25 protein-coding genes are annotated in these 22,499 nt (G+C 66.3%); 13 read left to right on the top strand and 12 right to left on the bottom strand.

The window, feature by feature from the left end; all coding sequences use genetic code 11:
- Positions 1–3: 3 nt before the first annotated feature.
- Both FHD67_RS17495 and FHD67_RS17490 read right to left on the bottom strand, forming a co-directional pair.
- Complete coding sequence (locus tag FHD67_RS17495; RefSeq protein WP_127899470.1) at positions 4–909, bottom strand: carbohydrate ABC transporter permease; 906 nt, start codon at positions 907–909, stop codon at positions 4–6.
- A gap of 60 nt (positions 910–969) precedes the next feature.
- Positions 970–2,205, bottom strand: a complete 1,236-nt coding sequence (locus FHD67_RS17490) for an ABC transporter substrate-binding protein (RefSeq protein WP_045999817.1) — start codon at positions 2,203–2,205, stop codon at positions 970–972.
- 105 nt (positions 2,206–2,310) lie between these two features.
- Here FHD67_RS17490 and FHD67_RS17485 point away from each other — a divergent pair, with 105 nt between their 5' ends.
- The 5 genes from FHD67_RS17485 to FHD67_RS17465 are packed head-to-tail and all read left to right on the top strand — an operon-like array spanning position 2,311 to position 8,413.
- Positions 2,311–3,102: an IclR family transcriptional regulator gene (locus FHD67_RS17485; RefSeq protein WP_127899557.1), complete on the top strand. Its 792-nt coding sequence runs from the start codon at positions 2,311–2,313 to the stop codon at positions 3,100–3,102.
- Positions 3,103–3,109: 7 nt separating this feature from the next.
- Positions 3,110–4,165 carry an ABC transporter ATP-binding protein gene (locus FHD67_RS17480; RefSeq protein WP_139599490.1) on the top strand — a complete coding sequence of 352 codons (1,056 nt, stop codon included), beginning with the start codon at positions 3,110–3,112 and terminating at the stop codon, positions 4,163–4,165.
- A complete protein-coding gene (locus FHD67_RS17475; protein WP_139599489.1) occupies positions 4,162–5,070 on the top strand; it encodes a Gfo/Idh/MocA family protein in 909 nt (302 codons plus the stop codon). The genes FHD67_RS17480 and FHD67_RS17475 overlap by 4 nt, the downstream gene beginning before the upstream one ends.
- On the top strand, positions 5,067–6,215 hold the full coding sequence (dgoD, locus tag FHD67_RS17470) for a galactonate dehydratase (protein ID WP_139599488.1): 1,149 nt from the start codon (positions 5,067–5,069) through the stop codon (positions 6,213–6,215). Before FHD67_RS17475 ends, dgoD begins: the two co-directional genes overlap by 4 nt.
- Positions 6,216–6,217: 2 nt before the next feature.
- A complete protein-coding gene (locus tag FHD67_RS17465) occupies positions 6,218–8,413 on the top strand; it encodes a glycoside hydrolase family 2 protein (RefSeq protein ID WP_139599487.1) in 2,196 nt (731 codons plus the stop codon).
- Here FHD67_RS17465 and FHD67_RS17460 read toward each other — a convergent pair.
- From FHD67_RS17460 to FHD67_RS17440, 5 genes are all read right to left on the bottom strand, one after another.
- Positions 8,410–9,402, bottom strand: coding sequence for an aldose epimerase family protein (locus FHD67_RS17460; RefSeq protein ID WP_139599486.1), 993 nt, complete (start codon positions 9,400–9,402; stop codon positions 8,410–8,412). The two genes, FHD67_RS17465 and FHD67_RS17460, sit on opposite strands and share 4 nt — an antisense overlap.
- A 51-nt stretch (positions 9,403–9,453) precedes the next feature.
- A complete protein-coding gene (locus tag FHD67_RS17455) occupies positions 9,454–10,227 on the bottom strand; it encodes a hypothetical protein (protein ID WP_139599485.1) in 774 nt (257 codons plus the stop codon).
- 9 nt (positions 10,228–10,236) lie between these two features.
- Positions 10,237–11,676: a dihydrolipoyl dehydrogenase gene (locus FHD67_RS17450; RefSeq protein ID WP_139599484.1), complete on the bottom strand. Its 1,440-nt coding sequence runs from the start codon at positions 11,674–11,676 to the stop codon at positions 10,237–10,239.
- A gap of 64 nt (positions 11,677–11,740) precedes the next feature.
- Entirely contained in the window at positions 11,741–12,478 is a 738-nt protein-coding gene (locus FHD67_RS17445; RefSeq protein ID WP_045999809.1) for an anti-sigma factor, read from the bottom strand.
- Positions 12,475–13,038 carry a sigma-70 family RNA polymerase sigma factor gene (locus FHD67_RS17440; RefSeq protein ID WP_045983424.1) on the bottom strand — a complete coding sequence of 188 codons (564 nt, stop codon included), beginning with the start codon at positions 13,036–13,038 and terminating at the stop codon, positions 12,475–12,477. Before FHD67_RS17440 ends, FHD67_RS17445 begins: the two co-directional genes overlap by 4 nt.
- Positions 13,039–13,239: 201 nt before the next feature.
- On the opposite strand from FHD67_RS17440, the gene FHD67_RS17435 reads away from it, so the two are divergent.
- Positions 13,240–14,019 (top strand): DUF4394 domain-containing protein, encoded by a 780-nt coding sequence (locus FHD67_RS17435; RefSeq protein ID WP_045983425.1) that lies wholly within the window; start codon positions 13,240–13,242, stop codon positions 14,017–14,019.
- Between the two features lie 47 nt (positions 14,020–14,066).
- Here FHD67_RS17435 and FHD67_RS17430 read toward each other — a convergent pair whose 3' ends face one another.
- Positions 14,067–14,645 carry a LysE family translocator gene (locus FHD67_RS17430; RefSeq protein WP_139599483.1) on the bottom strand — a complete coding sequence of 193 codons (579 nt, stop codon included), beginning with the start codon at positions 14,643–14,645 and terminating at the stop codon, positions 14,067–14,069.
- 103 nt (positions 14,646–14,748) lie between these two features.
- Here FHD67_RS17430 and FHD67_RS17425 point away from each other — a divergent pair, with 103 nt between their 5' ends.
- The 6 genes from FHD67_RS17425 to FHD67_RS17400 all read left to right on the top strand — a co-directional run bounded on the left by FHD67_RS17425 (position 14,749) and on the right by FHD67_RS17400 (position 18,617).
- Positions 14,749–15,192: an Lrp/AsnC family transcriptional regulator gene (locus tag FHD67_RS17425; RefSeq protein ID WP_246071336.1), complete on the top strand. Its 444-nt coding sequence runs from the start codon at positions 14,749–14,751 to the stop codon at positions 15,190–15,192.
- A gap of 30 nt (positions 15,193–15,222) precedes the next feature.
- The gene (locus FHD67_RS17420) at positions 15,223–15,933 is read left to right on the top strand and encodes a hypothetical protein (RefSeq protein WP_139599482.1); all 711 of its coding nucleotides are present in this window, start codon (positions 15,223–15,225) and stop codon (positions 15,931–15,933) included.
- Entirely contained in the window at positions 15,890–16,327 is a 438-nt protein-coding gene (locus FHD67_RS17415; RefSeq protein WP_176695184.1) for a helix-turn-helix domain-containing protein, read from the top strand. Before FHD67_RS17420 ends, FHD67_RS17415 begins: the two co-directional genes overlap by 44 nt.
- Before the next feature lie 437 nt (positions 16,328–16,764).
- Positions 16,765–17,052: a hypothetical protein gene (locus FHD67_RS17410; RefSeq protein ID WP_139599480.1), complete on the top strand. Its 288-nt coding sequence runs from the start codon at positions 16,765–16,767 to the stop codon at positions 17,050–17,052.
- A 111-nt stretch (positions 17,053–17,163) separates the two neighbouring features.
- Positions 17,164–17,640: a hypothetical protein gene (locus tag FHD67_RS17405; protein ID WP_139599479.1), complete on the top strand. Its 477-nt coding sequence runs from the start codon at positions 17,164–17,166 to the stop codon at positions 17,638–17,640.
- 308 nt (positions 17,641–17,948) lie between these two features.
- Positions 17,949–18,617, top strand: coding sequence for an MFS transporter permease (locus tag FHD67_RS17400; RefSeq protein WP_246071335.1), 669 nt, complete (start codon positions 17,949–17,951; stop codon positions 18,615–18,617).
- Between the two features lie 10 nt (positions 18,618–18,627).
- Here FHD67_RS17400 and FHD67_RS17395 read toward each other — a convergent pair whose 3' ends face one another.
- Genes FHD67_RS17395 through FHD67_RS17380 form a run of 4 tightly spaced genes read right to left on the bottom strand, consistent with a single transcriptional unit; the run spans position 18,628 to position 21,200 of the window.
- On the bottom strand, positions 18,628–19,680 hold the full coding sequence (locus FHD67_RS17395; RefSeq protein WP_139599477.1) for a TraB/GumN family protein: 1,053 nt from the start codon (positions 19,678–19,680) through the stop codon (positions 18,628–18,630).
- A 16-nt stretch (positions 19,681–19,696) separates the two neighbouring features.
- Positions 19,697–20,434, bottom strand: a complete 738-nt coding sequence (locus FHD67_RS17390) for a CPBP family intramembrane glutamic endopeptidase (protein ID WP_139599476.1) — start codon at positions 20,432–20,434, stop codon at positions 19,697–19,699.
- Between the two features lie 51 nt (positions 20,435–20,485).
- On the bottom strand, positions 20,486–20,779 hold the full coding sequence (locus FHD67_RS17385) for a hypothetical protein (protein ID WP_139599497.1): 294 nt from the start codon (positions 20,777–20,779) through the stop codon (positions 20,486–20,488).
- Positions 20,780–20,801: 22 nt separating this feature from the next.
- Entirely contained in the window at positions 20,802–21,200 is a 399-nt protein-coding gene (locus tag FHD67_RS17380; protein WP_045999800.1) for a PPC domain-containing protein, read from the bottom strand.
- Between the two features lie 137 nt (positions 21,201–21,337).
- On the opposite strand from FHD67_RS17380, the gene FHD67_RS17375 reads away from it, so the two are divergent.
- A complete protein-coding gene (locus FHD67_RS17375) occupies positions 21,338–22,294 on the top strand; it encodes a helix-turn-helix transcriptional regulator (protein WP_176695183.1) in 957 nt (318 codons plus the stop codon).
- Positions 22,295–22,499: the final 205 nt, after the last annotated feature.

The following is a 22,499-nucleotide window of genomic DNA, read 5'->3' as shown; positions in this document are numbered from 1 at the left end:
GGGTCAGACCCCTTTCTCGTCGCGCCACATCTTCCAGATGAAGCCCGAGATGAAGATCATCATGATCGCGAACAGGACGACCGCGATGGCCGCGCCGTAGCCCATGCGATAGCCGTATTCCGACAGCGCCTGTTCGTACATGTAATAGGACAGCACGCGCGACGACCCGAAGGGTCCGCCCGAGGTCATGATGCTGACCAGATCGAAGCTGCGCAGCGCACCGATGACGGTCACGACCACGGCGATGAAGGTCGCCGGGCGCAGTTGCGGCAGCACGACATGCCACAGCATCCGCCAGCCCTTGGCGCCGTCCAGGCGCGCGGCCTCGATCTGGTCGGGGGCGACGGCGTTCAGGCCGGTCAGGTACAGGATCATGCAATAGGCGATCTGCGGCCACAGGCCCGCCGCGATGATGCCATAGGTGACGAAGCGTTCGTCGGCCAGGATCGCGACGCCCGTGCCCGTGGCCCATTCGATCAGCGCATAGAGCAGCCCGAAGCCCGGCGCATAGAACCACGAAAAGATCAGCCCCACGACCACCTGGCTGATGACGAAGGGAAAGAAGAACAGCGACTTGTAGATGCGGATGCCGCGGATCGTCTGGTTCAGGAATAGCGCGATCATCAGCCCCAGGGGCACCGCCAGCAGATACAGCGCCAGCCAGATCACGTTGTTCTTCAGGCTGGTATAGAAGGCCTCGTCCCACCAAAGCTCGTCGTAATTGGCCAGGCCGACCCAGGTCATCGGGCCCAGCCCGTCCCAATCGTGGAAGCTGACCCAGACCGACTGGAAGATCGGGATGATCACGTAGACCGAAAACATCAGCAGGCCCGGCGCCAGGAACAGCCAGGGCGTCAGCTGACGCCGGGACCGGCGGCGCGGCGGGGGGGTGTCGGGCAGGGCGGTCATGGTGCCACCTTCATCTTGCGGGGAAACGCGCGGGCAGGGGCGTCCCTGCCCGCGACGGGATCACTGGGCGTAGACGCGCTGGCGCTGACGCTCCAGCCGTTCGAGGATGGCGTCCAGGCGTTCGGGGCGGACCATGAATTCCTGGAACCCCTCCATCCCGGCCTTGGCCATCTCCGGCGGCGCGTCGCGGTCAAAGAACTGCGCGATGCCGCCCTCGGCGGTGGACAGCAGCTCGAAGCCCGCCTGCAGGAACGGGTCGTCGCCCACGCTGCTTTCGGCGTTGATCGGCAGCTGGCCAAGCGTGGCGTTCATCTTGGTCTGCACGTCGGGGCGCGCCATAAAGGCCAGGAACAGCTTGGCATCCTCGGGGTTCTTGGCCGCGGCCGGGATGTGGACGGTGTCGGTCGGCGCCTCCTCGGCGCGCGGGATGTCGGGGTTGATGGTCGGGAAGGGCATGAAGCCCAGGGTCTCGTCCGTCATGCCGCCGTCCTTGAAGGCCGCCACGGCAAAGTTGCCCATGACATAGTTCGCGGCCTTGCCCTGGACCAGGTTCGACACGGCGTCCTGCCAGTCGATCGCGGCGTGGTTGGCCGAGACATAGGGCAGCACCTTGGCGAATTCGGCAAAGACCGCGCGCACGCTGTCATCCGTCCAGGGGATTTCCCCGTTGGTCAGCTGCATGTGCCAGTCATAGCCGTTGGTGCGCAGCGACAGATAGTCGAACAGCCCCGCGACCGGCCACAGCGCCTTGGATCCGGTGGTCAGGCAGTCGATGCCCGCGGCCTTGAACTTCTCGCAATTGGCAATGAACTCATCCCAGGTCGCGGCGGGCTCGACGCCGACCTGCGCATAGACGTCCTTGTTCGTGTAGATGCCCCATTGGTAATAGGTGTAGGGGATGCCCCACTGCTTGCCGTCGATGGTCATCGACGACAGCGCGGACCCCAGGGTCTCGGTCAGGTTGTTCTCGGCCCAGATGTCGGACACGTCCATGAACTGGCCCGCCTCGACGAAGGGGCCCATCCGGTTGCCCGCGTACCAGTTCGCCAGATCAGGCGCGTCGGCGGTCATGAAGTTCCGGATCGCGGTCTTGTAGCCCTCGTGGTCGAACGTGTTCACCTGCACGTCGATCTCCGGGTACTCGGCCTCGAAATCCGCGATCAGCTGGTCGAACGCCGCCTTGGGCGCGGGATCGGACGCATCGGTATTGAACACCAGCACCCGGCTTTGCGCGAAGGCGGGGGCGGTGGTGGCAAGCAGCATCGCCAGCACCAGCCCTTTTCTCAGATGGACCATGGTCTCCCTCCCATTTTGGTTCCATATATTGAAACTTAGTTTTGAATATTGAAACTATGCTGCGAATCGCATAGCCTGTCAACAACGGGGGAGGGTGACGTGACGGTGCAGGGACGCGAAACGACGGATGGCACGGTGGGCCGCACGCTGGCCGTGCTGGACCTGGTCGCCGCCTTCGGCCGCCCCGTCCGCTTTGCCGAGATCCTGCCCGTCGCGGGTCTTCCCAAGGCGACGCTGTACCGATTCCTGCAGGCGCTGACCCATCAGGACATGCTGGCCTATGACGAGGACCGCCAGACCTATGCGCCCGGCATGCGGCTGGTGCGGCTGGCCCATTCGGCCTGGGCGCAGTCCAGCCTGGCACCCCTGGCGCAGCAGGTCCTGGACCGCCTGGCGGTCGATCTGGGCCAGACGATCCACCTGGCGCAGCTGGACAACGGCGCCGTCCTCTATGTGGACAAGCGCAACGCCAAGTTGCCGGTCGAGATGTTCGCCCAGTCCGGCAAGGTGGGCCCGGCCTATTGCACGGGCGTGGGCAAGGCGATGCTGGCCCATCTGCCCGAGGACAAGCTGGCCGCGGCCCTGTCGCGGCAGTCCTTCCACGCGCACACGCCCAACACGCTGACCACGCCAGACGCCCTGCGCGACGAGCTGGTCCGCATCCGCCAGCGCGGCTATGCGCTGGACGACGAGGAACACGAGACCGGCATCGCCTGCCTTGCCGCCCCCATCCTGTCGGGGACCGGGCGCATCCTGGGGGCGATCTCGGTGACGACCACGACGGCCACGACCAGCCGCGATCAGCTTCTGTCGCTGGCAGGCCCCGTGACCCAGGCTGCGGCGCAGATCGCCGCGACCGCCGACACCTGGCGGTTCCCCGAACACAAGCAAGCATGAGGTTGCCATGTCCGGCGTCCAGCTAAGCCGCGTCACCAAGGATTTCGGCCCCGTGCGGGTCATCCACGGCGTCGACCTGCAAGTCAGGCAGGGAGAGTTCTGCGTTTTCGTCGGCCCCTCGGGCTGCGGGAAATCGACCCTGCTGCGCATGATCGCGGGGCTGGAGGAGACCAGCGCCGGCCAGATCATGATCGAGAACCAGGACGTCACCGATGCCGACCCGGCCGACCGGGGCGTGGCGATGGTGTTCCAGACCTATGCGCTGTACCCGCACATGACGGTCGCGCAGAACATGGGCTTCGGGCTGAAGATGAACGGCCACCCCAAGGCCCAGATCGCCGCCAAGGTGGCCGAGGCGGCACGCATCCTCAAGCTGGACCCGCTGCTGGACCGCAAGCCCGCCAACCTGTCGGGCGGCCAGCGTCAGCGCGTGGCCATCGGCCGCGCCATCGTGCGCGGCCCCAAGGTGTTCCTGTTCGACGAGCCGCTGTCGAACCTGGACGCGGAACTGCGCGTCGAGATGCGGGCCGAGATCGCGCGCCTGCACCGCGAGCTGGGCGCGACGATGATCTATGTCACCCACGACCAGGTCGAGGCGATGACCATGGCCGACAAGATCGTCGTGCTGCGGTCGGGCCGCATCGAGCAGGTCGGCAGCCCGATGGAGCTGTACGACGATCCCGACAACCGCTTTGTCGCGGGCTTCATCGGCAGCCCGGCGATGAACTTCGTGGCGGGGCGCGTGCAGGGTGGCCAGGTCGTCACCCCGGCCTTTGACGCGCCGCTGGACCGCCACGGTCCCACCCTGACCGAGGGGCGCGCGGTCGAGATCGGGCTGCGTCCCGACGCGCTGACCCTGACGCCGCACGGCCCCTTCCGCATCGACCTGGCCGAGAACCTGGGCGGGACGACCTATGCCCATCTGCGCGCCCCGACCGGAGAGAAGCTGATCGTGCAGACGACGCAGCGGCTGGACCCGGCCGGCGGCGGCAGCGTGGGCCTGAGCTTCGACGCGGCGGATGCGTTCTTCTTCGACGCGGACAGCGGGCAGCGGCTGAGATGAGCCTGCGCATCGGACTCGTGGGCCTGGGCACCATCGCGCGTGCGCAGCACCTGCCCGCCATCGCCGCGACCGACGGCCTGACGCTGACCGCCATCGCCAGCCGCAATGCCACGCTGGAGGGCGTCGCCAACCACCGCGACGTGACGCAGATGCTGGGCGATGTGGATGCGGTGTCGCTGTGCACCCCGCCGCAGGGGCGCTTCGATCAGGCCATGGCCGTGCTGCGCGCGGGCCGCCACCTGATGCTGGAGAAACCGCCCGGCGCGACCCTGTCGGAAATGGCCGTCCTTGAGGCCGAGGCCGCGCGCCAGGGTGTCACCATCCACGCCACCTGGCACTCGCGTGAGGCCGCGGCGGTGGACGCGGCCCGCGACTGGCTGGCCACGACCCGCATCCGGGCCGTCCGCATCGACTGGTGCGAGGATGTGCGCAAATGGCATCCCGGGCAGGAATGGATCTGGCAGCCCGGCGGCCTGGGCGTCTTCGACCCCGGCATCAACGCCCTGTCGATCCTGACTGCGCTGATCCCCGGCGTGCGGCTGGTCGGCGCCGACCTGCATATCCCCGCGAACCGCCAGACGCCCATCGCCGCCGATCTGAGCCTGGACGCGGGCCATCCCATCGCCGCGCATTTCGACTGGCGCGTGACCGGAGGAGAGACCTGGCAGATCGCCTTCGACACCGATGCGGGCGCGGCGACGCTCTCTGAAGGTGGCGCGCGCTTCACCGCGCCGGGCCTGGAGACCGCCGGTGAGAACCGCGAATATGCCCGCCTCTACGCCCGCTTCCGCGATCTGGTCGCGGCCGGCGACAGCGATCTGGACCTGGCGCCGCTGCGCTTGGTCGCCGATGCCTTCCTGACGGGCCGCCAGCACGCGGCCCCCGCCTTCGAGGACAACCCATGAAAATCACCGCCATCGAGACCTTCATCGTTCCGCCCCGCTGGTGCTTCGTCAAGATCAGCACCGACGAGGGCATCAGCGGTTGGGGTGAACCCGTGCTGGAGGGCCGCGCCGCCTCCGTCGCCGCCTGTGTCGAGGAGCTGTCGGATTACCTGATCGGCCGCGACCCGCGCCTGATCCAGGACCACTGGACGGTGATGTATCGCGCGGGCTTCTATCGCGGCGGCGGCATCCACATGTCGGCCATCGCGGGGCTGGACCAAGCGCTGTGGGACATCAAGGGCAAGGATCTGGGCGTGCCGGTCCATGCCCTGCTGGGCGGGCAGCAACGCGACCGGATTCGCGTCTATTCCTGGATCGGTGGCGACCGTCCGGGCGATACGGCGCGGATGGCGCGCGATTGCGGCGATCGGGGCTTCACTGCTGTCAAGATGAACGGCACCGAGGAGATGCAGTTCGTCGACAGCCACGCCAAGGTCGATCAGGTCCTGGCCCGCGTGCAGGCCATCCGCGAGGAGATGGGCCCCGATTTCGGCATCGGCATCGACTTCCACGGTCGGGTGCATCGTCCGATGGCCAAGGTGCTGGCCAAGGAACTGGAGCCCTTCCGCCTGATGTTCATCGAGGAGCCGGTCCTGTCGGAACATACAGAGGCGCTGCGCGAGATCGCCAATCATTGTTCGACCCCCATCGCGCTTGGGGAACGCCTGTACACGCGGTGGGACTTCAAGGCGATCCTGCAGGGTGGCTATGTCGACATCATCCAGCCCGATCCCAGCCATTCGGGCGGCATCACCGAGACCTATCGCATCGCCGCCATGGCCGAGGCGCATGACGTGGCGCTGGCGTTGCACTGCCCGCTTGGCCCCATCGCGCTGGCCGCGAACCTGCAGCTGGACGCGGTCTGCTACAACGCCTTCATCCAGGAGCAGTCGCTTGGGATTCACTACAATCAGGGCAGCGACCTGCTGGACTATCTGACCGACCCGTCGGTCTTTGCCTATGACGACGGCTTCGTCGCGATCCCGCAGGGGCCGGGTCTGGGCATCGAGGTGAACGAAGAGACGGTCCGCCAGATGGCCGCCGAAGGGCACCGCTGGCGCAACCCCGTCTGGCGCCATGCCGACGGCAGCTTTGCGGAGTGGTGAACATGCGGACCATCGAAAGACTGAACCACGGCTGGATCTTCACCGAAGGCACCGCCGACCCCGCCGCACCCCTGTCGGGCGCCCCGGTCACGCTGCCGCATAACGCGGTGGACCTGCCGCTGAGCTATTTCGACGAGACCTGCTATCAGCGCCCCTTCACCTATCAGCGCGTGATCGCGTGGGATGACGCATGGGCGGGCCGCCGGGTGCAACTGCGCTTTGACGGGGCGATGGCCGACAATGTGGTCTGGGTGAACGGCGTGCAGGTCGTGGCCCATCCCGACGGCTATACCCCTTTTGTGGCCGACCTGACGGACCATCTGCGCCCCGGCGACAACCGGGTCACGGTGCGGATCGACGGGTCGGAAAACCCCGCCATCCCGCCCTTCGGCGCGCAGATCGACTATCTGACCTATGCGGGGATCTATCGCGATGTCTGGCTGATGGTGCTGCCCGAACGGCACCTGACCAATGCCCGCATCCTGACGCCCGACGCGCTGGCGGACGCGAAAACTGTCGTGATCCGCCCCGAGGTCACCGCCCCCGGCCCGGTCCGCGCCCGCCTGCTGGATGGGGACCGTGAGATTGCGGCCACCGAAGGCGAGGGGGAGCTGACCCTGTCGGGCCTGACCGGCCTGTCGCTGTGGTCCACGGACAACCCGCAGCTTTACACGGTCGAGCTGACCCTGCCCGACAGCGGCGACGTGACCACGCATCGCTTCGGCTTCCGCACCGCGGAGTGGACGCCGCAGGGGTTCCTGCTGAACGGCCAGCCCATGACGCTGCGCGGGTTGAACCGGCATCAAAGCTGGGCCCATCAGGGCTATGCCGCGGGCCGTCATGCGCAGGAACGCGATGCCGAGATCATGCGGTTCGATCTGGGCTGCAACATGGTGCGCACCTCGCATTACCCGCAGAGCCCATGGTTCCTGGACCGCTGCGACGAGATCGGGCTGCTGGTCTTCGAGGAGATCCCCGGCTGGCAGCATATCGGCGATCAAGCGTGGCAGGATCGCAGCGTGGAGAATGTCCGCGCGATGATCACCCGCGACTGGAACCACCCCAGCATCGTCATCTGGGGCGTGCGCATCAACGAAAGCCCGGACAACCACGATTTCTATGTCCGCACCAACGCGCTGGCGCGCGAGCTGGACCCGACGCGCGCGACCGGGGGCGTGCGCTGCATCACCGACAGCGAGATGCTGGAGGACGTCTATACGATGAACGACTTCATCCTGGACGAATCCGAGCTGCCGCTGATCAACCGCCCGCGCACGGCGCTGCGGTCCGTGGCGGAGGTCACCGGCATCAAGAAGCCGGTGCCCTATCTGGTCACCGAATATAACGGCCACATGTTCCCGACCAAGGCGCAGGATCCCGAACTGCGCCAGATGGAGCACGTGATCCGTCACCTGGAGGTGCTGAACGCCGCCCATGGCGATGCGGGCATCGCGGGGTCGATCGGCTGGTGCATGTTCGATTACAACACGCATAAGGATTTCGGCGCGGGCGACCGCATCTGCCATCACGGCGTCATGGACATCTGGCGAGAGCCGAAATTCGCGGCCCATGCCTATGGCAGCCAGAAGCCACCCTCAGAAGGGATCGTGATGGAACCGGTCACCTTCTGGGCCCGGGGCGAACGCAACATCGGCGGTGTCCTGCCGCTGATCGTGCTGACGAACTGCGACGAGGTCGAGTTCGAATGCGCGGGCGTCGCCCGCCGCGTCGGCCCCGACCGAGAGCGGTTCCCCCATCTGCCGCATCCGCCGGTCATCATCGACCACCGCCATATCAGCGCCGAGGAGCTGGGCCAATGGGGCATGAGCTGGCATCCGGGCCGCATCACCGGCTGGCTGAACGGCGAACAGGTCGCGCTGCGCGACTATGTGGCCGATCCGCTGCCCACCACGCTGCAGATCGCGCCCGACCGCGACACGCTGCCTGCGGATGCGGATATCGACCTGCGGGTGATGCTGCGCGCGCTGGACCAGGCGGGCAACCGGCTGCCTTTCCTGGATGCGGCGATCGCGGTGACCGTGGACGGCCCTGCGCGCCCGATCGGGCCTGACCTGCGGATGCTGCAGGGGGGAACCACGGGCATGCTGCTGCGCCTGACGGGCGAGGCGGGGACGATCCGCATCACCGCCCGCCATCCGCAGTTTGCGGAAGCCGTGGCCACCGTCACGGTCGGCTAGGGGCGGTCCAGCAGATAGCGCGTCTCGGTCCGCCAGACGGTGCCGGGACGCAGGATCGTGGGCGGAAAGTCGGGGCGGTTCGGGGCGTCGGGCCATTCCTGTGCCTCGAACGCGACGGCGGATTGGGGGCGGGCGGTCTGGCCGGGGTGGCCGGCAAGGCCCGTCTGCGGGAAGTGGCCGCCGTCATAGACCTGCAGCCCGGGCGCCGTCGTCAGCACCCGCAGGCGCAGGTCAGGCGCCGTCAGGCTGGCCACCTGCCGCAAGGGGCCATGCCCGTCGGCCAGGCACCAGCAATGGTCCAGCCCCGCATCTCCAAGCGGCCGGGCCGTGCGGAAATCGAACCGCGTGCCCGCCACCGGGGCAGGGGCGTCGGGCAGGGGGATCAGCGCATCGTCCACGGGCAGATAGCGGTCGGCATCGATCTGCAGCATCTGGTCCGCGGCCCCATTGGGCGACAGCGTCCAATAGCCGTGATGCGTCAGGTTGCAGGGCGTCGGGCGCGTTGCCGTCGCCTGCAGCGTGACGTTGAATGACGCCGTGCCGTCGTGATCGCCAAGCGACAGGGTCGCCAGTGCCTGCATCGCGCCGGGAAAGCCCATCTCTCCGTCGGCGAAATCGAGGGCCAGGGTCACGGCATCAGGCGCGGCGCGCGTGATGCGCCACAGGCGAACCGATGCCCCGTCGGTGCCGCCATGCAGGCAGTTTGGCCCTTCGTTCGCGTCAAGATCATGAACCCGGCCCGACAGGCGGATGCGCGCACCCGCGATGCGGTTGGCATAACGCCCGACCAGCGCGCCCACATGGCGGAACGGATCCGTCAGATAGGTCGCGGGGTCCGGATGTCCCAGAACCAGCGGATGGTCGACCCCGTCCAGGCGCAGGTCCTGAACGATGCCGCCAAGCGTCAGCACGTGCGCGCGCAACCGTCCCGCCTGCAGGTCCACGGCCTGCACCCTGCGCCCGTCGGGCAGCTGTCCCATGTCGATCATCGCATCCCCCTTTGGGCGCGATCAGACCGCGCCCCGCCGGGGAAGGCAAGATCACCCGCGACGCGCCTCGGCCTTTGCCAGCTTGTCCTCGACCCGGCGGAAGGCGGCCAGCAGTTCGCCCTTGAACTGGCCGGGTTCGAATTCGCGCAGGCCCGAATGGGCCGCGCACAGCCAGCGCAGATCGCGCGTCAGCCCTGCAAGCCCCTGCAGCCAGTCGCGAAAGTCGCGAACTGCCCCGGCCTGCGGCAGCAGCGCCTGCGGCAGTGTCGGGTGCAGGAACACGCGCGGATTGGGGAACACGCCGCGCAGCAGGCGCGGGACCGGCATCAGGTTGATCGTGTCATCGACATGCAGCGTCCGGCTGGCCGGGTGCCACGCCAGCAGCGATCCGGCATGGACGCGTTCGTTCCGGCTGACATAGTCGATTCCGCGGGGAAGCGAGAACGTCAGGTCACCCGCGAACATGTCCTGAACCTCGGGCGATTCGACGGGTTCGGGACGCCAGTTCAGGTCCGGGTGGCGCAGGCGGTGGCGGTGAGACCCGAATAGCGCCGCGTCGGGAAAATCGCGGGCGGTGGCGGCGCAATGCAGGGTGTGGAACGGATGCAGGTTCAGAACCGCCTCAACCGCGCGCCCGCCATCGGTCAGGTCCATGACCGTATCGCGGATCGCGCCCGACAGGGGATAGCTGTCCAGCATCACGAAGCGGCCTGTCCGCAGCCGGACCAGCGACGCCTGCGTGCCGACGTTCAGGACGCCGCCGATGCGCAGGTCGCCCCTGATCGACCAGAAGCCCTGTCCCAGATCGTGGATCGATTCCGTCATGACTGCATCCTATGCGCCGGGGGGGGTGCCGAAGTCGCGCCCGGCGGGTTCTGCCTGGCGTGTCTTACCGCAGATCTGGCGCAGGGCGGCCTTCAGCCCCTCCTCCAGCGTGGGATGATAGAAGGGCATGGTCAGCAACCCCGTCGCCGTGGCGCCCGATTGCACCGACCACGCCAGAAGATGCGCCAGATGATCGCCGCCCGGACAGCACAGGTCCGCGCCGCTGAGCCGCCCCTGGGCATCGGCGTAAAGGGTCACGGCACCTTCGGCACGCGCCTCGGTCCGGGCACGGCCCTGGTCGGAATAGTCGCTGCGACCGCTGATGACCCCGTCGCCCGGCCCGGTCCCGACCGAGGCCAGCGGCGGGTCGGTGAAGGTCAGCGCGAATGCCGGGCTGCGCTCTCCCGGGGTGACCTTCGGATAGGTCGCGGCATTGGTTCCGGCGATGGCACCCTCGGTCGATGCTTCGTGCAACAGAGGCACATCGGCATTTGCGTCGCCCGCCATGAAGACGGGCGCATCGCCGCATTGCATCGTGGTGCGGTCGAAGACCGGCGTTCCGTGACCGTCCAGCACCAGCCCCGATGCATCCAGGTCCAGGCCCTTCAGGTTGGGCGGGCGGCCGACGGCGACCAGCACGTGGCTGAACACCTGATCCCCCGCCGCGTCGCCTGTCCAAGACAGCTTGATCCCGCCGTCAACGGCCGAGGCTGTCGTCTCCACCCCCAGGCACAGGGTCACGTCGCGCGCAATGGCGTCCTGCAGCGCGTCATGGACTACGTCGCAGCGGGCCTTGCCAAGACGGGTGCCCTGGTCGAACAAAGTGACCGGCACGCCAAGGCGACCCATCGCCTGCGCCAGTTCCAGGCCGATCGGCCCGCCGCCGATCACCGCCAGGCTGTCGGGAAGGTCTGGTAGCTCGAAGATGGTCTCGTTCGTCAGGATGCGGGGGCCGAGATCGCGGAAGGGTTCGGGGATCTGGGCCTGCGACCCAGTGGCGATCACCACGGCGCGGGCCTGCACGCGGCGGCCGTCGTCCAGCATCAGCTCGCTTGGCCCGATGAACCGGGCGCGGGCGCGCACGGCGGTGCCTTCGGGCAGGTCGTCAAAGGTTTCGCGGGTGAAGTCCACGAACCGGTCGCGTTCCGCGCGCACGCGGGCCATGACCGCCGGTCCGTCGATCACCGGGTCACCCGGATGAACGCCGAAGACGGGCGCGCGCCGCGCCGCGTGGGCCGCATGGGATGCCGCGATCAACAGCTTGGACGGCATGCAGCCGGTATTGGCGCACAGCGTTCCGCGAAACTCGGGGTCGATCAGCAGGGTCCGGGCCCCCGCCTTGCGCGCGGCGCGTTCGGCGGCGATGCCCGCGGTGCCCGCGCCGATCACGGCCACGTCGCAGGTCAGGTCGGTTTCGGCCGGGTCGCGGCGGTCGGTTGTGGGGGACATGGACACCTTGAGGGGTTGCTGTCCCCCTCAACCGACCAGACGCCCGCGCGTTCCCTTGCCCGTGTCAGATGTTCTGCGCGGCGGCCAGGCCCTTGGCGATGATCGGCCCCGTCGGGCGCCCGGTGGGCGATCCGCCCTCTGGCTCCAGCGTGATCTCGTAAAGCTGCGCGTCGGCGGGGACGGGCAGGTCCGGACCCGCCAGCGTGGTCGCGCGCGGCCCGTCCAGCACGCCCAGGGATTGCGGCCCCATCTCGCGCGAGGGCAGGGTCCAGGCCTGGATCGAGAAGCCCTGCGGCACGTCGACATCGGACACGAAGCGGATCTGCGCCGTGTCGTCGCCGTAATCCTCGATGATGGCGCGGGGCTGGCCCTGATCGTCCAGCAGCACGGCCACCACCTGCGGCGCGGGCGCGGGACGCTGCATGGCGCCGCCGAACCCAAGGACCAACCCCAGCACCAGCGAAGCGGCCAGCCCCGCCAGCCAGCGCATCGGCGCGCGGGGCAGGTTGGCCGCGACCGGGGCCACGGTCGGATCCGCGGACAGGGGCGTGGTCGGCGCGGCGTCCTGCGGCGTGCGTGCGATGATGTCCTGCAGCCGTGCTGCGAAACCCGGCGGCAGGGCCAGGGCCTCGGCCGACAGGTCCAGCGGCAGCAACTGTTCGCGCAGACGGGCGACATGGGCGGCCAGGGCCGGGTCTGCGGCGATCAGCGCCTCGAACAGCTCGGCCTCGGTCGGCGACATCAGCCCCATGACATAGTCGTCGGCAAAGGCGATCACGTCATCCTGGAACACTGAACTCATGACAAACACTCCCGCAGCGAGGCCAGGCCCCGCCGGATCCACGATTTCGCGGTGCCAAGCGGAACCCCCTGGCGGGCAGAGATCTCTCCGTGGCTGTAACCCGCGACATGCGCAAGCAGGATCGCGCGCCGCGCCGGATCGTCCAGCGCGTCCAGGCATTCGCCAAGCCGCCCCTTTCCGGCCAACAGCTTCCAGTCGTCGTCGTGGCACAGGTCCTGGCGGGCGTCCTGCATGCGCGTCAGCTCGTCCGGGGACAGGCTGGACAGGCGCTTGCCGTCGCGCAGGATCGTCAGGCAGCGGTTGCGCAGCACCGCATAGATCCAGCCGCGGGCCGTGCCCTCTCCCTGGCGCTGCTGGGCGGCCTTGCGCCAGATCAGCACCATCGCATCCTGCAGCGCCTCCTCGGCCAGGTCATGGCGGATCAGGATGCGGCGCGCGACGCCCAGCAGCTGCGACCCCTCGATGTCCAGGATCGCGTCGATGCCCTCGGGACGGCCTTCGGCACAGGCGGTCAGGGCCCGGTCAAGCTGGCGGCTGCGCTGTCTTGTGTCGTCGGTCACGAAACCTCCCCTTGTCGCACCGCCATCCTGCCGCGATCGGGGGGGCGGTTGCAACCGCGCGCGCGGTCACTTTCGGTGCGCCCGCCGAATTTGCGGGGGTCCAATTATTTTTGCATCCGGTTTCGCGGATGCCGCGTCATCGGGTCAAGGACGGCGAAGACCGCCGCCTGTGACAGAAGCTGAACCGAAAGGAACATCCCCATGTTTCGCATTGCTGCATTCTCGACCTCTGCTCTTGCGCTGTCCATTTCGGCGGCGGCTGCCGCGACCGGCGTCGGCCTGACCGACGACCGCACCCTGGTCATGTTCGATACCGAGACGCTGGAAGTCACCGGCACCATGGATGTCGAGGGCGTGGACCGCCTGCTGGGCATCGACCTGCGCCCGTCGAACAACACGCTGGTCGGCGTGACGGATGACATGCGCATCGTCACCATCGACACGGCGACCGGCGCCGCCACCGACCTGTCCACCATGGACACGCCGCTTGAGGTGGGCGACATGCCCGTGATCGTCGACTTCAACCCGATGGCCGACCGCCTGCGCTTCATGACCGGCACCACGAACCACCGCGTGAACGTGGACACCGGAGAGGTCACCGTCGACGGCAGCCTGAACTGGGTGGCCGAGGACGAGAATTCCGAGGCCAGCCCGATGATCGCCGCTGCGGCCTATATCAACAGCTATGGCACCCCCGAGGCGACCGCGATGTACAACATCGATTCGGGCCTGGGCGCATTGCTGCAGCAGACCGCCCCGAATGACGGCACGCTGGCCACCATCGGCATGCTGAACGTCGAGAACCCGGGCGAGATGATGGCGTTCGACGTCCAGACCGATGCCGAAGGCGCCAACATGGCGTGGCTGGTGACGAACAACACCATCCATTCCGTCGACCTGGAAACCGGCGCGGCCACCGCGGCCGGAGAGATCGCGGCCGATGGCCAGATCCGCGACCTGGCGGTCCTGCCCGCGATGTGACGACCCCGTGCCGGGCCCCTGCGGCCCGGCGCATCCCCTGTCCGCGGCTAGGCGATCAGCACCGGCAGCATCGACAGGACCATGATTCCCGCCATCGCCATGTTGAACAGGCGCAGCCGGTCCGGCGCGTCGATCATCCGTGCGATCCGCGCGCCCGCCACGACCCACAGCAGATGACAGGGCAGCCCCACGGCCGCGAACGCCAGCGCCACCGGCAGCGGACCGCCAAGCGCCGCGCCATAGGTCGCCAGCGCGGCCAGCACCATTGCCCAAGCCTTGGGGTTCACCCATTGGAACGCCGCCGCCTGCCACAGCCCGACGGGGCGTCCGGCGGCCTTGGCCTGCGACGGGCGGGCCTGTGCGATCTTCCACGCCAGCCACAGAACATAGGCCAGCCCCGCGGCCTGCATCACGCGCCGCAGGCCGGAATGGGCCTGCACTGCGGGGGCCAGCCCGGCGCCCAGGACCAGCACCATCGCCGCAAAGCCCAGCATGATCCCGGCCATGTGCCGCCAGCTGCCGCGCAGGCCCACCGTCGCACCCGACGCCATCAGCATCGCATTGTTCGGCCCCGGCGTGATCGTCGTGACCGCCGCAAACCCCACCAACCCGATCAGCGCATCCATTCGCCGCCTCCTGTCCTGCGTTCGTCCCATCCTGGCACGCGGGCGCTGGCGGATGTCCGCAATCCGCGCGATGATGACGGCGTTTGTGCAGGAAAGGCCCATCATGGACGCGATTGACGACAAGATCTTGCGCATCCTGCGAAAGGATGGCCGGATCACCCATCAGGCCCTGGCCGAACGGGTCGGTATGTCTGCCTCCACCTGCCAGCGGCGGGTCGAGGCGATGGAGCGGCAGGGCATCATCGCCGGCTATCGCGCCGTGCTGGGCGATGCCGCGCGACAGGTCGGTTTCGCGGCCTTTGTGCTGGTGGGTCTGGGACGGCATACCGCGCGGGTCCAACAGGCGTTCGAGGCGCGCTGTGCCGCCGCGCCGCAGGTCGTCGAATGCCACAACATCACCGGCACGGTCGAATATCTGCTGCGCGTCGAGTGCCGCGATCTGGCCAGCTACAAGCAGTTCCACCACGAGGTGCTGGGCGGCTTTCCTGACCTGACCACGATCGTCACCCATGTCATCGTCGGCACGTCAAAGGACGACCGGATGTAAGGCAGTCGTTGCATAACTCTGGTTTATCAGATGGATGTCGGATCGCTTCTCCTGAGTGCCGAGACCCAGGCTGCGAGGGTCGAGGGCATTCTCCTGGCCGACCCCGCCGTGGCTGCACTGTGGCGGATGGAGACGAGCCTTCTGGAGGCTGCCGCTTCGGTCGGGCTCGAAGGTGAGCGGATCTCCACGCAGGGGATGGTGCTGCGTCTGACCAGTGGCATCGCGATGGAAGAGGATGCCCGGGCGGCCGAGATGGCCCTGAAGGTTCTGACCGTCATCCGGCGGCCCGGCGATCCATTCAGCGCGCCGGTCGCAGCCCTGCGCCGGATCGAAGCGGCCGCCGCGCCCATCGGGCAGACACGCGACGAGGGCGATCGTCTCGAGGATGCGGAGCTGCCCCTGGTCGTGGAGGCTGGTCGCGCCTGGTTCCATGTTCCGATCCTGGCGGGATGGCGCGCGGCGGCCAGCTATGCCTTCCGCTCCCGACGCAGCAGCCCGGTGGCCGAGCGGCTGATCTTCATGGCCGTGGAGGGTGCCGCGCGTCATCTGCAGGGGCTGTCTCCTGATAAAAGGGTCGGCCGCGATGAGCTGGACGAGAGGGCAGGGGGCCTGTTGATGCCGGCAGTGGCCGGGTGGATCGTGCCGCCCTCCGTGTCGCTGACCCGCACCGGCTTGGGTCTGGTCGCCGATGACCGGGTTGGCCACGTTCCTGGAGGTCGCCACGCGGAGCCTCTCGCATGATCTTGGCCATCTGGGGACCCTGCGCCATGAGGTGACGCGTCTCTCGGCCATGACGTCGTCTGCGCATGGGCGGTCGCGCCTTGGCGACCTGATCACCTATCTGCAGACGCAGCCGGTGATCAGCTCGGCGAAGGTCATGGATCATCTCGGCGTGACGCGTCGGACCGCCCTGTCCCTGATCGGCGAGCTCGTCGATGCTGGCTGCCTCAGCAACCTCACCGCCCGCAGCACCTCCCGGTTCTGGGCGCTGCCCTCCCTGGCCGCGCGGATGGGACATGCGGGAGGGGCAGGGGCGGTTCGTGGTGGTGCGCTTGCCGGCAGCGAGAGGTCGAGCGAACGCTTGAAACAGATCGGTACGTTGGAACGAATGAAGCGAGGGTGCGACGAGGGCTAACTGGACCGGATCATGGCGGATCTCGATGCCGCGATGTCGGGGATCGATGAAGTCGTGCGCCGGGCGGGGGGTCGAGAGCGGAAAGAAGAATAGGGCAATTCAAATCCCACCTGTCTGCGTGTCTAGTGAAACTCCTGCGCCTCAACTGCTTGCTGGATCCAATGTTTGGAGAGGTGGTTTGCTGTGTCTGGCCAGTATCCTGACTTTCCAGAACTCTACTACATGTCATTACCATCAGAAATCGCATTGCCTAATGCGCTCGGGTTAAAGGCCGGCTTATCGACCCGTTTGTCGGCATCAATAATCTTTCAATGGGGCACGCTCGCTGGTGGAACAATAAGACCGGGGCTTTCCGCGGAACCCATTCTGCCAAGGGTGGTTCGTCTCTATATCAAAGGCGCGGAATGGCCGCGTGATCGTAGAGGACCGGCGTCGGCATGAAGTACGCATTGATTGGCCTGCTTGTTCTTGGGGGATGCACGACACCGCCCGTATCCGATTTTGGAACTGCTGACGAACATTTCTACAAGGGAAATGCTTGGTACATTGCCGATCGCCGAGGCCAGTTGGAGGTCGCGTTGATGGCCTCTGGCATTGAGGATCCGGAGATCGAGTATCGAGGGGCTGCCCGCGACTATCTTCTCAGCAATCAGCGCGTATGCTCGGTCAGCCCCGGTCGTCCGGGAGGAGAAGGTCGCTACCTGTTCAGCTACTCTTGCCGCTGATTGGTCATAGCGCGCACCGGTTCAGTAGAGAAGCAATAGCTCAGCCGAGTTGCTCCCCCGATACCACGCGATCTATATTTTTATCACAAAGATTATATCTAGGCTCCCCGCATGATCCGCACCATTGCCTTCGCAACATTTGCTGCGTTTCCGGTGACCCTTCCATATGCGCAAGATGTTGCACCCTATCTCGATGATCGATCGACGGCGGAAAGGGTGGTGGCATCGCTTTATAATGCTGTGAACAGGCAGGAATACCTTCGCGCACACAGCTATTTTGCCCCCAGAACTGCCCCCGACCTCTCTGCCTTCCGTGAGGGTTACGCCACCACCCAGAGCGTCCGTCTGCGCCACGGAGAGGTCATCGCCGAGGGGGCCGCTGGCACGCTGCTTTTCGCCGTTCCTGTTGCGATCGAGGCGGTGACCACCGAAGGGTCCGCCGTGTACACTGGCTGCTATCGCCTTAGCCAGGTTCAACCCGCAGCCCAGGAGCTTCCGCCGTTTCGGCCGATCGGTATCGATAGTGGAGAGCTGTCGGAATCAGACACTGCGTTCGACACCGCCATGGGCACATGCGATCTACAGTGACCTATCGGGCATGTACTACCTTATGCGTCGAGCACCAGTCGTAGTGGAGTGTTTCTCCAGGAATCCGTTTATTTTGCACCTGCCGGATTAGCCTAGACATTTGCATCTTCTTAAAGCGTTCTGCCGGTGCCAGAATTGCGGAGCAGGCCATCACAACGGCCACGCCAATTGCGGCTATCATGATCCCGGGAGTCTTCGGCACCGGCAGCAAATCTGGTGAATGCGTCTTCTCGAATTGATCGGTTCTTTCGTCATGGCTACGCTATGACCGTGGGGCCTTATCACTTAGGAGTGAACGGTTGGATTTCATGAACCTGCTGAGATCGGCCGAGCAGCTGCTCTATGAGGTCGTGTCGTGGCTGGTCTTCTATCCGCTGACCCTTTGGCGATGCCTGAAGCATCCCTTGGCCATGATCGGCTATGCCGAAAGCGAGCTGAGAAAGCCGCCCGAGGCGCAGTTCCAGGATGCCCTCAGCCCCCCGATCTTTCTGTTCCTGACCCTGGTTCTGGTGCATCTGATCCAGACGGGGGTGTTTCACCAAAGCGTCGTCCTGAGCGGCGTGCTGGGCGACACGCGCAACCTTCTGGTTTTTCGCGCGGTGTCGTTCAGCCTGTTCCCCATGCTTTTGGGTTTGCAACACGTGCGGCTGGCGGGGCAGCGCCTGTCGCGGGAGACGCTGCGCCCGATGTTTTATGCGCAATGCTATGTGACCGTACCTGCTGTGCTGGCGCTGGACGTGGCGTTGATGCTGGGACACTCGCCCGCAAGGTGGTCCGATGCGGCGGCATGGACGGTCTTTGCGGTCGGGCTGCTGTGGTATGCGGGTGCGCTGATGCGGGGGTTCATGGATCACCGTGGCATCTCGCGGGGGCACGCGCTGCGGCAGACCGCGCTGGCACTGGTCCTTGGGTCGACCAGCTTCGTGATCGCCATGCTGTTGTCGTTGCTGTCGGGACCGCTGCCTGCGGACCTGTGATGTCCGGTGGTCAGCGATCCGCCCCGGCCGGCAGATGCCCGACAGCATCGTCGGGCGGCAGGATGGCCGTCGACCAAGTGGTCGACAGGATCTGCCAGGACGGGTTCCGTTTGCGCATCTCCTCCAGCAGGCCAGGGAAATGCCCGCTGCCATAGGTGATGTAGATGTCCTGACCCGCATCGGCCGCGATCCGGTCGGCCAGTTTGCGATTGCGGAAATCGAGGACGACAAGGTTCATGTCGTTCTGGCTCTCCGCCCGCCCCAGAAGCATGGTGAACGCCCCCCGGCAGGCCGTCGCCAGAAAGTCGCGTTGCCGATCCCCCAGGCCCGACACGATGTCCAGCAGGCGGGATATCGACAGGCCGCCAGCATTCGCGCCATCAGCGGCCATGGCCTGCGCCAACTCGGGCCGGGCGGCGACCAGCCGCTGCCATTCGTCATACATCTCGGTGACGGACACGTCCGCGGAGATGATATGGGCGGGATCGATGGCGGCCTGGCGTTGCACGAAGCCCAGGAAGTCGCCCTGGAACTGCATCCCGCAGGCTTGGGCGACGCGGGCATATTGGGCGTTCAGATCTCCGTCGGCATCGACGGCAGCGTTCAACCAGGCCGTCGCCTCGGGCGTGCCTGGCAGCGTCCCCTCGAAATACAGGACATAGCCCGCGTCCCGCGCCCGGATCATGTCATAGACGACCGAGCGATAGAACTGTTCCGACCCGACATGCACCATCCCCTGGAACACCACCTGCCGGGTGCCGTCGCCAAGCGTCACGCGCGGCACGGCCAGCGGATGCAGCGCCGGTTGCAGCACCAGCCAGTAGAGAGGTGCCGCGACCAAGGTGCAGGCCAGTGCGCCGCCGACCAGCGCCGACCGCCTCCACCTGTGCCGATACGACCGGATGGCCCATTCGACCACCAGCCCCAGCCCCGCGCCAAGGGCAGCGACCGCGACCAGAACCAGCGGCGAAGCGGCCCACAGGATCGGCGCCGACAGCAGGAACAGGACCCCCAGCACGGCCCACAGCAGGGTCTGGATGCGGATGGCGGTCACAGATGGCATGGCAAATCCTCTCCTGTCAGACAGGCTCTGTCCCGATGGGCGGATGCGCGAATGCAAAGGTTGCCAGAAACCCGGACCAGTCGTTCAGGATATGCGCCCCGGTGGACACCCACAGGTTTCGCGTGACGACATAAGCCAGCGTCAACACCACCCGCGCGGACCCGATGCCGATCAGCGCCTGTGCCCAGTCCCAGTCATAGGTCGGCAGATGCGCGGCACCAAAGATCAGGGCGGACACGGCAACGCCACAGATCACGCCCGTGAAATGCGACAGCCCCCGCCTAATGACGCAGAACCACAGCGTGGCAAGGAACGGCAGGATGCCGAACACCTCTTCTCCGATCAGCTGCGGGATTGTCGGGATCAGCAGCTGTGTCAGCTGTCCTGCCGACAGATCCTGCATCCGGTCCGTGACGGGGTTCTGGCTCAGCGGCGCGACCTGCGACAGCAGCAGCGCCACGGCAAGAGAGAAGACCAGCGTCAGGACCCCGAACAGGACCATCTGCCCTATTTGTCGCAAGCCGACGCCGCCGAACATCGCCGTCCAGTGACACCCGGCAAGCACCCGCAATGTCAGCAGGGGGATGCCCAGAAACAGCAATGGCGGGACCAAACTGGCTGGAAAGGCCATCTGTGGCGATACCGACAGCACCAAAAGCGCCAGTGCCAGCGACGCCATCAGGATCAGCCAATCACGCCCTGCCAGAGGCACCGGCTTTTCGGCATAGAAGGGAAAGTCCGGTCTGTCTGCCATGCGGGATCCGCCTGTGATCGCGGGGCGGCTGATGCCACCCCCTGTTGTCCATCAGCCGTACGGGAAAAGCTCTGTCACCTTGTGCGCGTTGTCCGTCCGGCAGATGGTCATGTTCTGGCCGTTATGCGTGACGAACATCTGGATTCCCGAGCCGTCCCGGAGGGGCGCGGCGCTGACGACCTCGATGAAGGTCGGCGTGGTCGATTCCCGGAACGCCATAGCCTGCTTGCAGGCGGCAACATCTTCGGGGAAATCGGTTCGGCCGGTTCCGGTGACGCCGCCGACGCCCGTGTCATCACAGGCGACGAGGGTGAGGGTGGCCAGCAGCAGTACAGCATGTTTCATCGTCATCTCCGTTCTGTGGGGGTTATTCGACATAGACGGTCATCGTGTAGGGCGCGGTCTCGTTCCGCCGGGCGGCGTTGCGCATCAGATAGACCTCGATCAGATATGTGCCGCTGGACGGGATGGTGATCGACGTGCCGTTCCCACTGATCGAGCTGTTGTACAGCGCCTCACTGGCGCCGGGCGCGGTGACGTTGAAATACAGGCTGGAATTGCCGCTATCCAGCTGCAGGTCCAGCCGCTGTCCGGCAGACACGCCCATGGAATACTGGACGCTGTCATAGCCGCGCACCTGGCCCGTCAGGGTCGCGCCAGAGGTGCCGCGGGCAAAGCGGACCGTTTCCTGGCGGACCGTGTCCGCGAATGACGCGGTGCTGCCAAGCGTCAGCAACGCGGCCACCAAGGCGATATATCGTTTCATGAGGTTCTTCCTCTGCTGTTGACGTGAGCAAACTTCGCAACCTGCCATGCCGCGGAATGCCGCGCTGCAGATCGTCGTTTGAAACTGTTCGGTTTGGATATAGCCTGCTCCAAAGGGGTCGGGCCGGGCGGTGGAACGTGGCGGAAACGGCGATGCAAAGGTTTGTGCTGCGCGGTCCCCAGGAGGCGATCGAGCCCCGATTGTTCGACCGCACCGAGAGCTTTCGCTTCCTCGACAAGGCCGGCTGCCTGGACATCGCCAGCCTTCGGCTGCCCGACAGCCCGTTGGGCCTGGCAAGAGTGCGATCGACCGGGCACGAGATCCTGCTGGAAGAGCCGGACCGTATCTCGGTCATCCTGCCCTGGTCGGGGACGGTGACGAGCGAGGTGGATGGCGACGTCTTCCGAACCGGCGCGCATGGCGTCTTGGTCTTCGATCCCAACAGGCGCCGCACGACGGTCCAGCGGGCATCGCCAGCCGCGCCCTATATCGCCGACCTGCTGACCTTTCCCAAAGCTGATCTTCAGGAGACATGCCGCCGGAACGATCTGCCCCTGATGCTTAACCACCACCTGCTGGTGCCCAACCTTCCGGCCGTCGGGCATTTGCGACGGTTGATCAGCGCGACGCTGACCCAGTTCGAGCATGATCCCGAACAGCACGCCGCAGTGCGCACGCTGAGCCATGTCACGGCAAGCCTTGCCGACGCCCTGACCGAGATCGCCGCGGCGCTGGCGCCGCCAACGGACAGTTCTGCATCCGCCGGTCAGCGCAGGGTCAGGCTGGCCCTGGAGGTCATGGAGGCCCTTCATCCCGAGCCTGTCAGCATCAGCGACATCTGCAGTCGGCTAGATTGCAGCGCACGGTCCCTGCAACTGGCATTTCTGGAATACGGGCTGCCGTCGCCGCACGACGTCCTGACCCACATCAGGCTCGATCGGGCACGCAGCTATCTTCTGGAGGGCACCATGAACGTGACCCAGGCTGCAACCGAAGCGGGCTTTGTCCATATGAGCCGGTTTTCCGGATTGTATATGCGCGCGTTCGGCGAATACCCCATACGGACTTTGGGAAGCCGTCGGTCTGAACATTAGACCATCATGGATCGACCGACCGATCTGCACGGCAAACTCCGGTGGCAATGGCTGGATGTTAGGGTCATTAACCCCCCTGTCTATCCACATCGCGAATATCGCGCTTAATATGTTCGATTGATTTGAGTTTGATCTCGGTGCAGCGCCACCCGCTTGACAAGCCGCGACCGGCGTGGAATGCCGACAAAAACCATAAGGAAATAGC

The sequence above is a fragment of the Paracoccus haeundaensis genome (assembly GCF_006239215.1).
In the GTDB taxonomy this organism is placed as follows: Bacteria; Pseudomonadota; Alphaproteobacteria; order Rhodobacterales; family Rhodobacteraceae; genus Paracoccus; species Paracoccus marcusii.
The sequence above is the reverse complement of the archived record's forward strand: the minus strand, read 5'-3'. Positions and strand labels throughout refer to the sequence as shown.

What these genes read in the sequence shown, in the direction of transcription:
- FHD67_RS17465 (WP_139599487.1), top strand. Translation starts at nt 6,218, where the DNA reads ATGCGGACCATCGAAAGACTGAACCACGGCTGGATCTTCACCGAAGGC.
- FHD67_RS17495 (WP_127899470.1), bottom strand. Translation starts at nt 909, where the DNA reads ATGACCGCCCTGCCCGACACCCCCCCGCCGCGCCGCCGGTCCCGGCGT.
- FHD67_RS17435 (WP_045983425.1), top strand. Translation starts at nt 13,240, where the DNA reads ATGTTTCGCATTGCTGCATTCTCGACCTCTGCTCTTGCGCTGTCCATT.
- FHD67_RS17405 (WP_139599479.1), top strand. Translation starts at nt 17,164, where the DNA reads ATGATCCGCACCATTGCCTTCGCAACATTTGCTGCGTTTCCGGTGACC.
- FHD67_RS17480 (WP_139599490.1), top strand. Translation starts at nt 3,110, where the DNA reads ATGTCCGGCGTCCAGCTAAGCCGCGTCACCAAGGATTTCGGCCCCGTG.
- FHD67_RS17490 (WP_045999817.1), bottom strand. Translation starts at nt 2,205, where the DNA reads ATGGTCCATCTGAGAAAAGGGCTGGTGCTGGCGATGCTGCTTGCCACC.
- FHD67_RS17400 (WP_246071335.1), top strand. Translation starts at nt 17,949, where the DNA reads ATGAACCTGCTGAGATCGGCCGAGCAGCTGCTCTATGAGGTCGTGTCG.
- FHD67_RS17475 (WP_139599489.1), top strand. Translation starts at nt 4,162, where the DNA reads ATGAGCCTGCGCATCGGACTCGTGGGCCTGGGCACCATCGCGCGTGCG.
- FHD67_RS17455 (WP_139599485.1), bottom strand. Translation starts at nt 10,227, where the DNA reads ATGACGGAATCGATCCACGATCTGGGACAGGGCTTCTGGTCGATCAGG.
- FHD67_RS17410 (WP_139599480.1), top strand. Translation starts at nt 16,765, where the DNA reads ATGAAGTACGCATTGATTGGCCTGCTTGTTCTTGGGGGATGCACGACA.
- dgoD (WP_139599488.1), top strand. Translation starts at nt 5,067, where the DNA reads ATGAAAATCACCGCCATCGAGACCTTCATCGTTCCGCCCCGCTGGTGC.
- FHD67_RS17385 (WP_139599497.1), bottom strand. Translation starts at nt 20,779, where the DNA reads ATGAAACATGCTGTACTGCTGCTGGCCACCCTCACCCTCGTCGCCTGT.
- FHD67_RS17420 (WP_139599482.1), top strand. Translation starts at nt 15,223, where the DNA reads ATGGATGTCGGATCGCTTCTCCTGAGTGCCGAGACCCAGGCTGCGAGG.
- FHD67_RS17430 (WP_139599483.1), bottom strand. Translation starts at nt 14,645, where the DNA reads ATGGATGCGCTGATCGGGTTGGTGGGGTTTGCGGCGGTCACGACGATC.
- FHD67_RS17390 (WP_139599476.1), bottom strand. Translation starts at nt 20,434, where the DNA reads ATGGCAGACAGACCGGACTTTCCCTTCTATGCCGAAAAGCCGGTGCCT.
- FHD67_RS17380 (WP_045999800.1), bottom strand. Translation starts at nt 21,200, where the DNA reads ATGAAACGATATATCGCCTTGGTGGCCGCGTTGCTGACGCTTGGCAGC.
- FHD67_RS17450 (WP_139599484.1), bottom strand. Translation starts at nt 11,676, where the DNA reads ATGTCCCCCACAACCGACCGCCGCGACCCGGCCGAAACCGACCTGACC.
- FHD67_RS17460 (WP_139599486.1), bottom strand. Translation starts at nt 9,402, where the DNA reads ATGATCGACATGGGACAGCTGCCCGACGGGCGCAGGGTGCAGGCCGTG.
- FHD67_RS17395 (WP_139599477.1), bottom strand. Translation starts at nt 19,680, where the DNA reads ATGCCATCTGTGACCGCCATCCGCATCCAGACCCTGCTGTGGGCCGTG.
- FHD67_RS17425 (WP_246071336.1), top strand. Translation starts at nt 14,749, where the DNA reads ATGGACGCGATTGACGACAAGATCTTGCGCATCCTGCGAAAGGATGGC.
- FHD67_RS17445 (WP_045999809.1), bottom strand. Translation starts at nt 12,478, where the DNA reads ATGAGTTCAGTGTTCCAGGATGACGTGATCGCCTTTGCCGACGACTAT.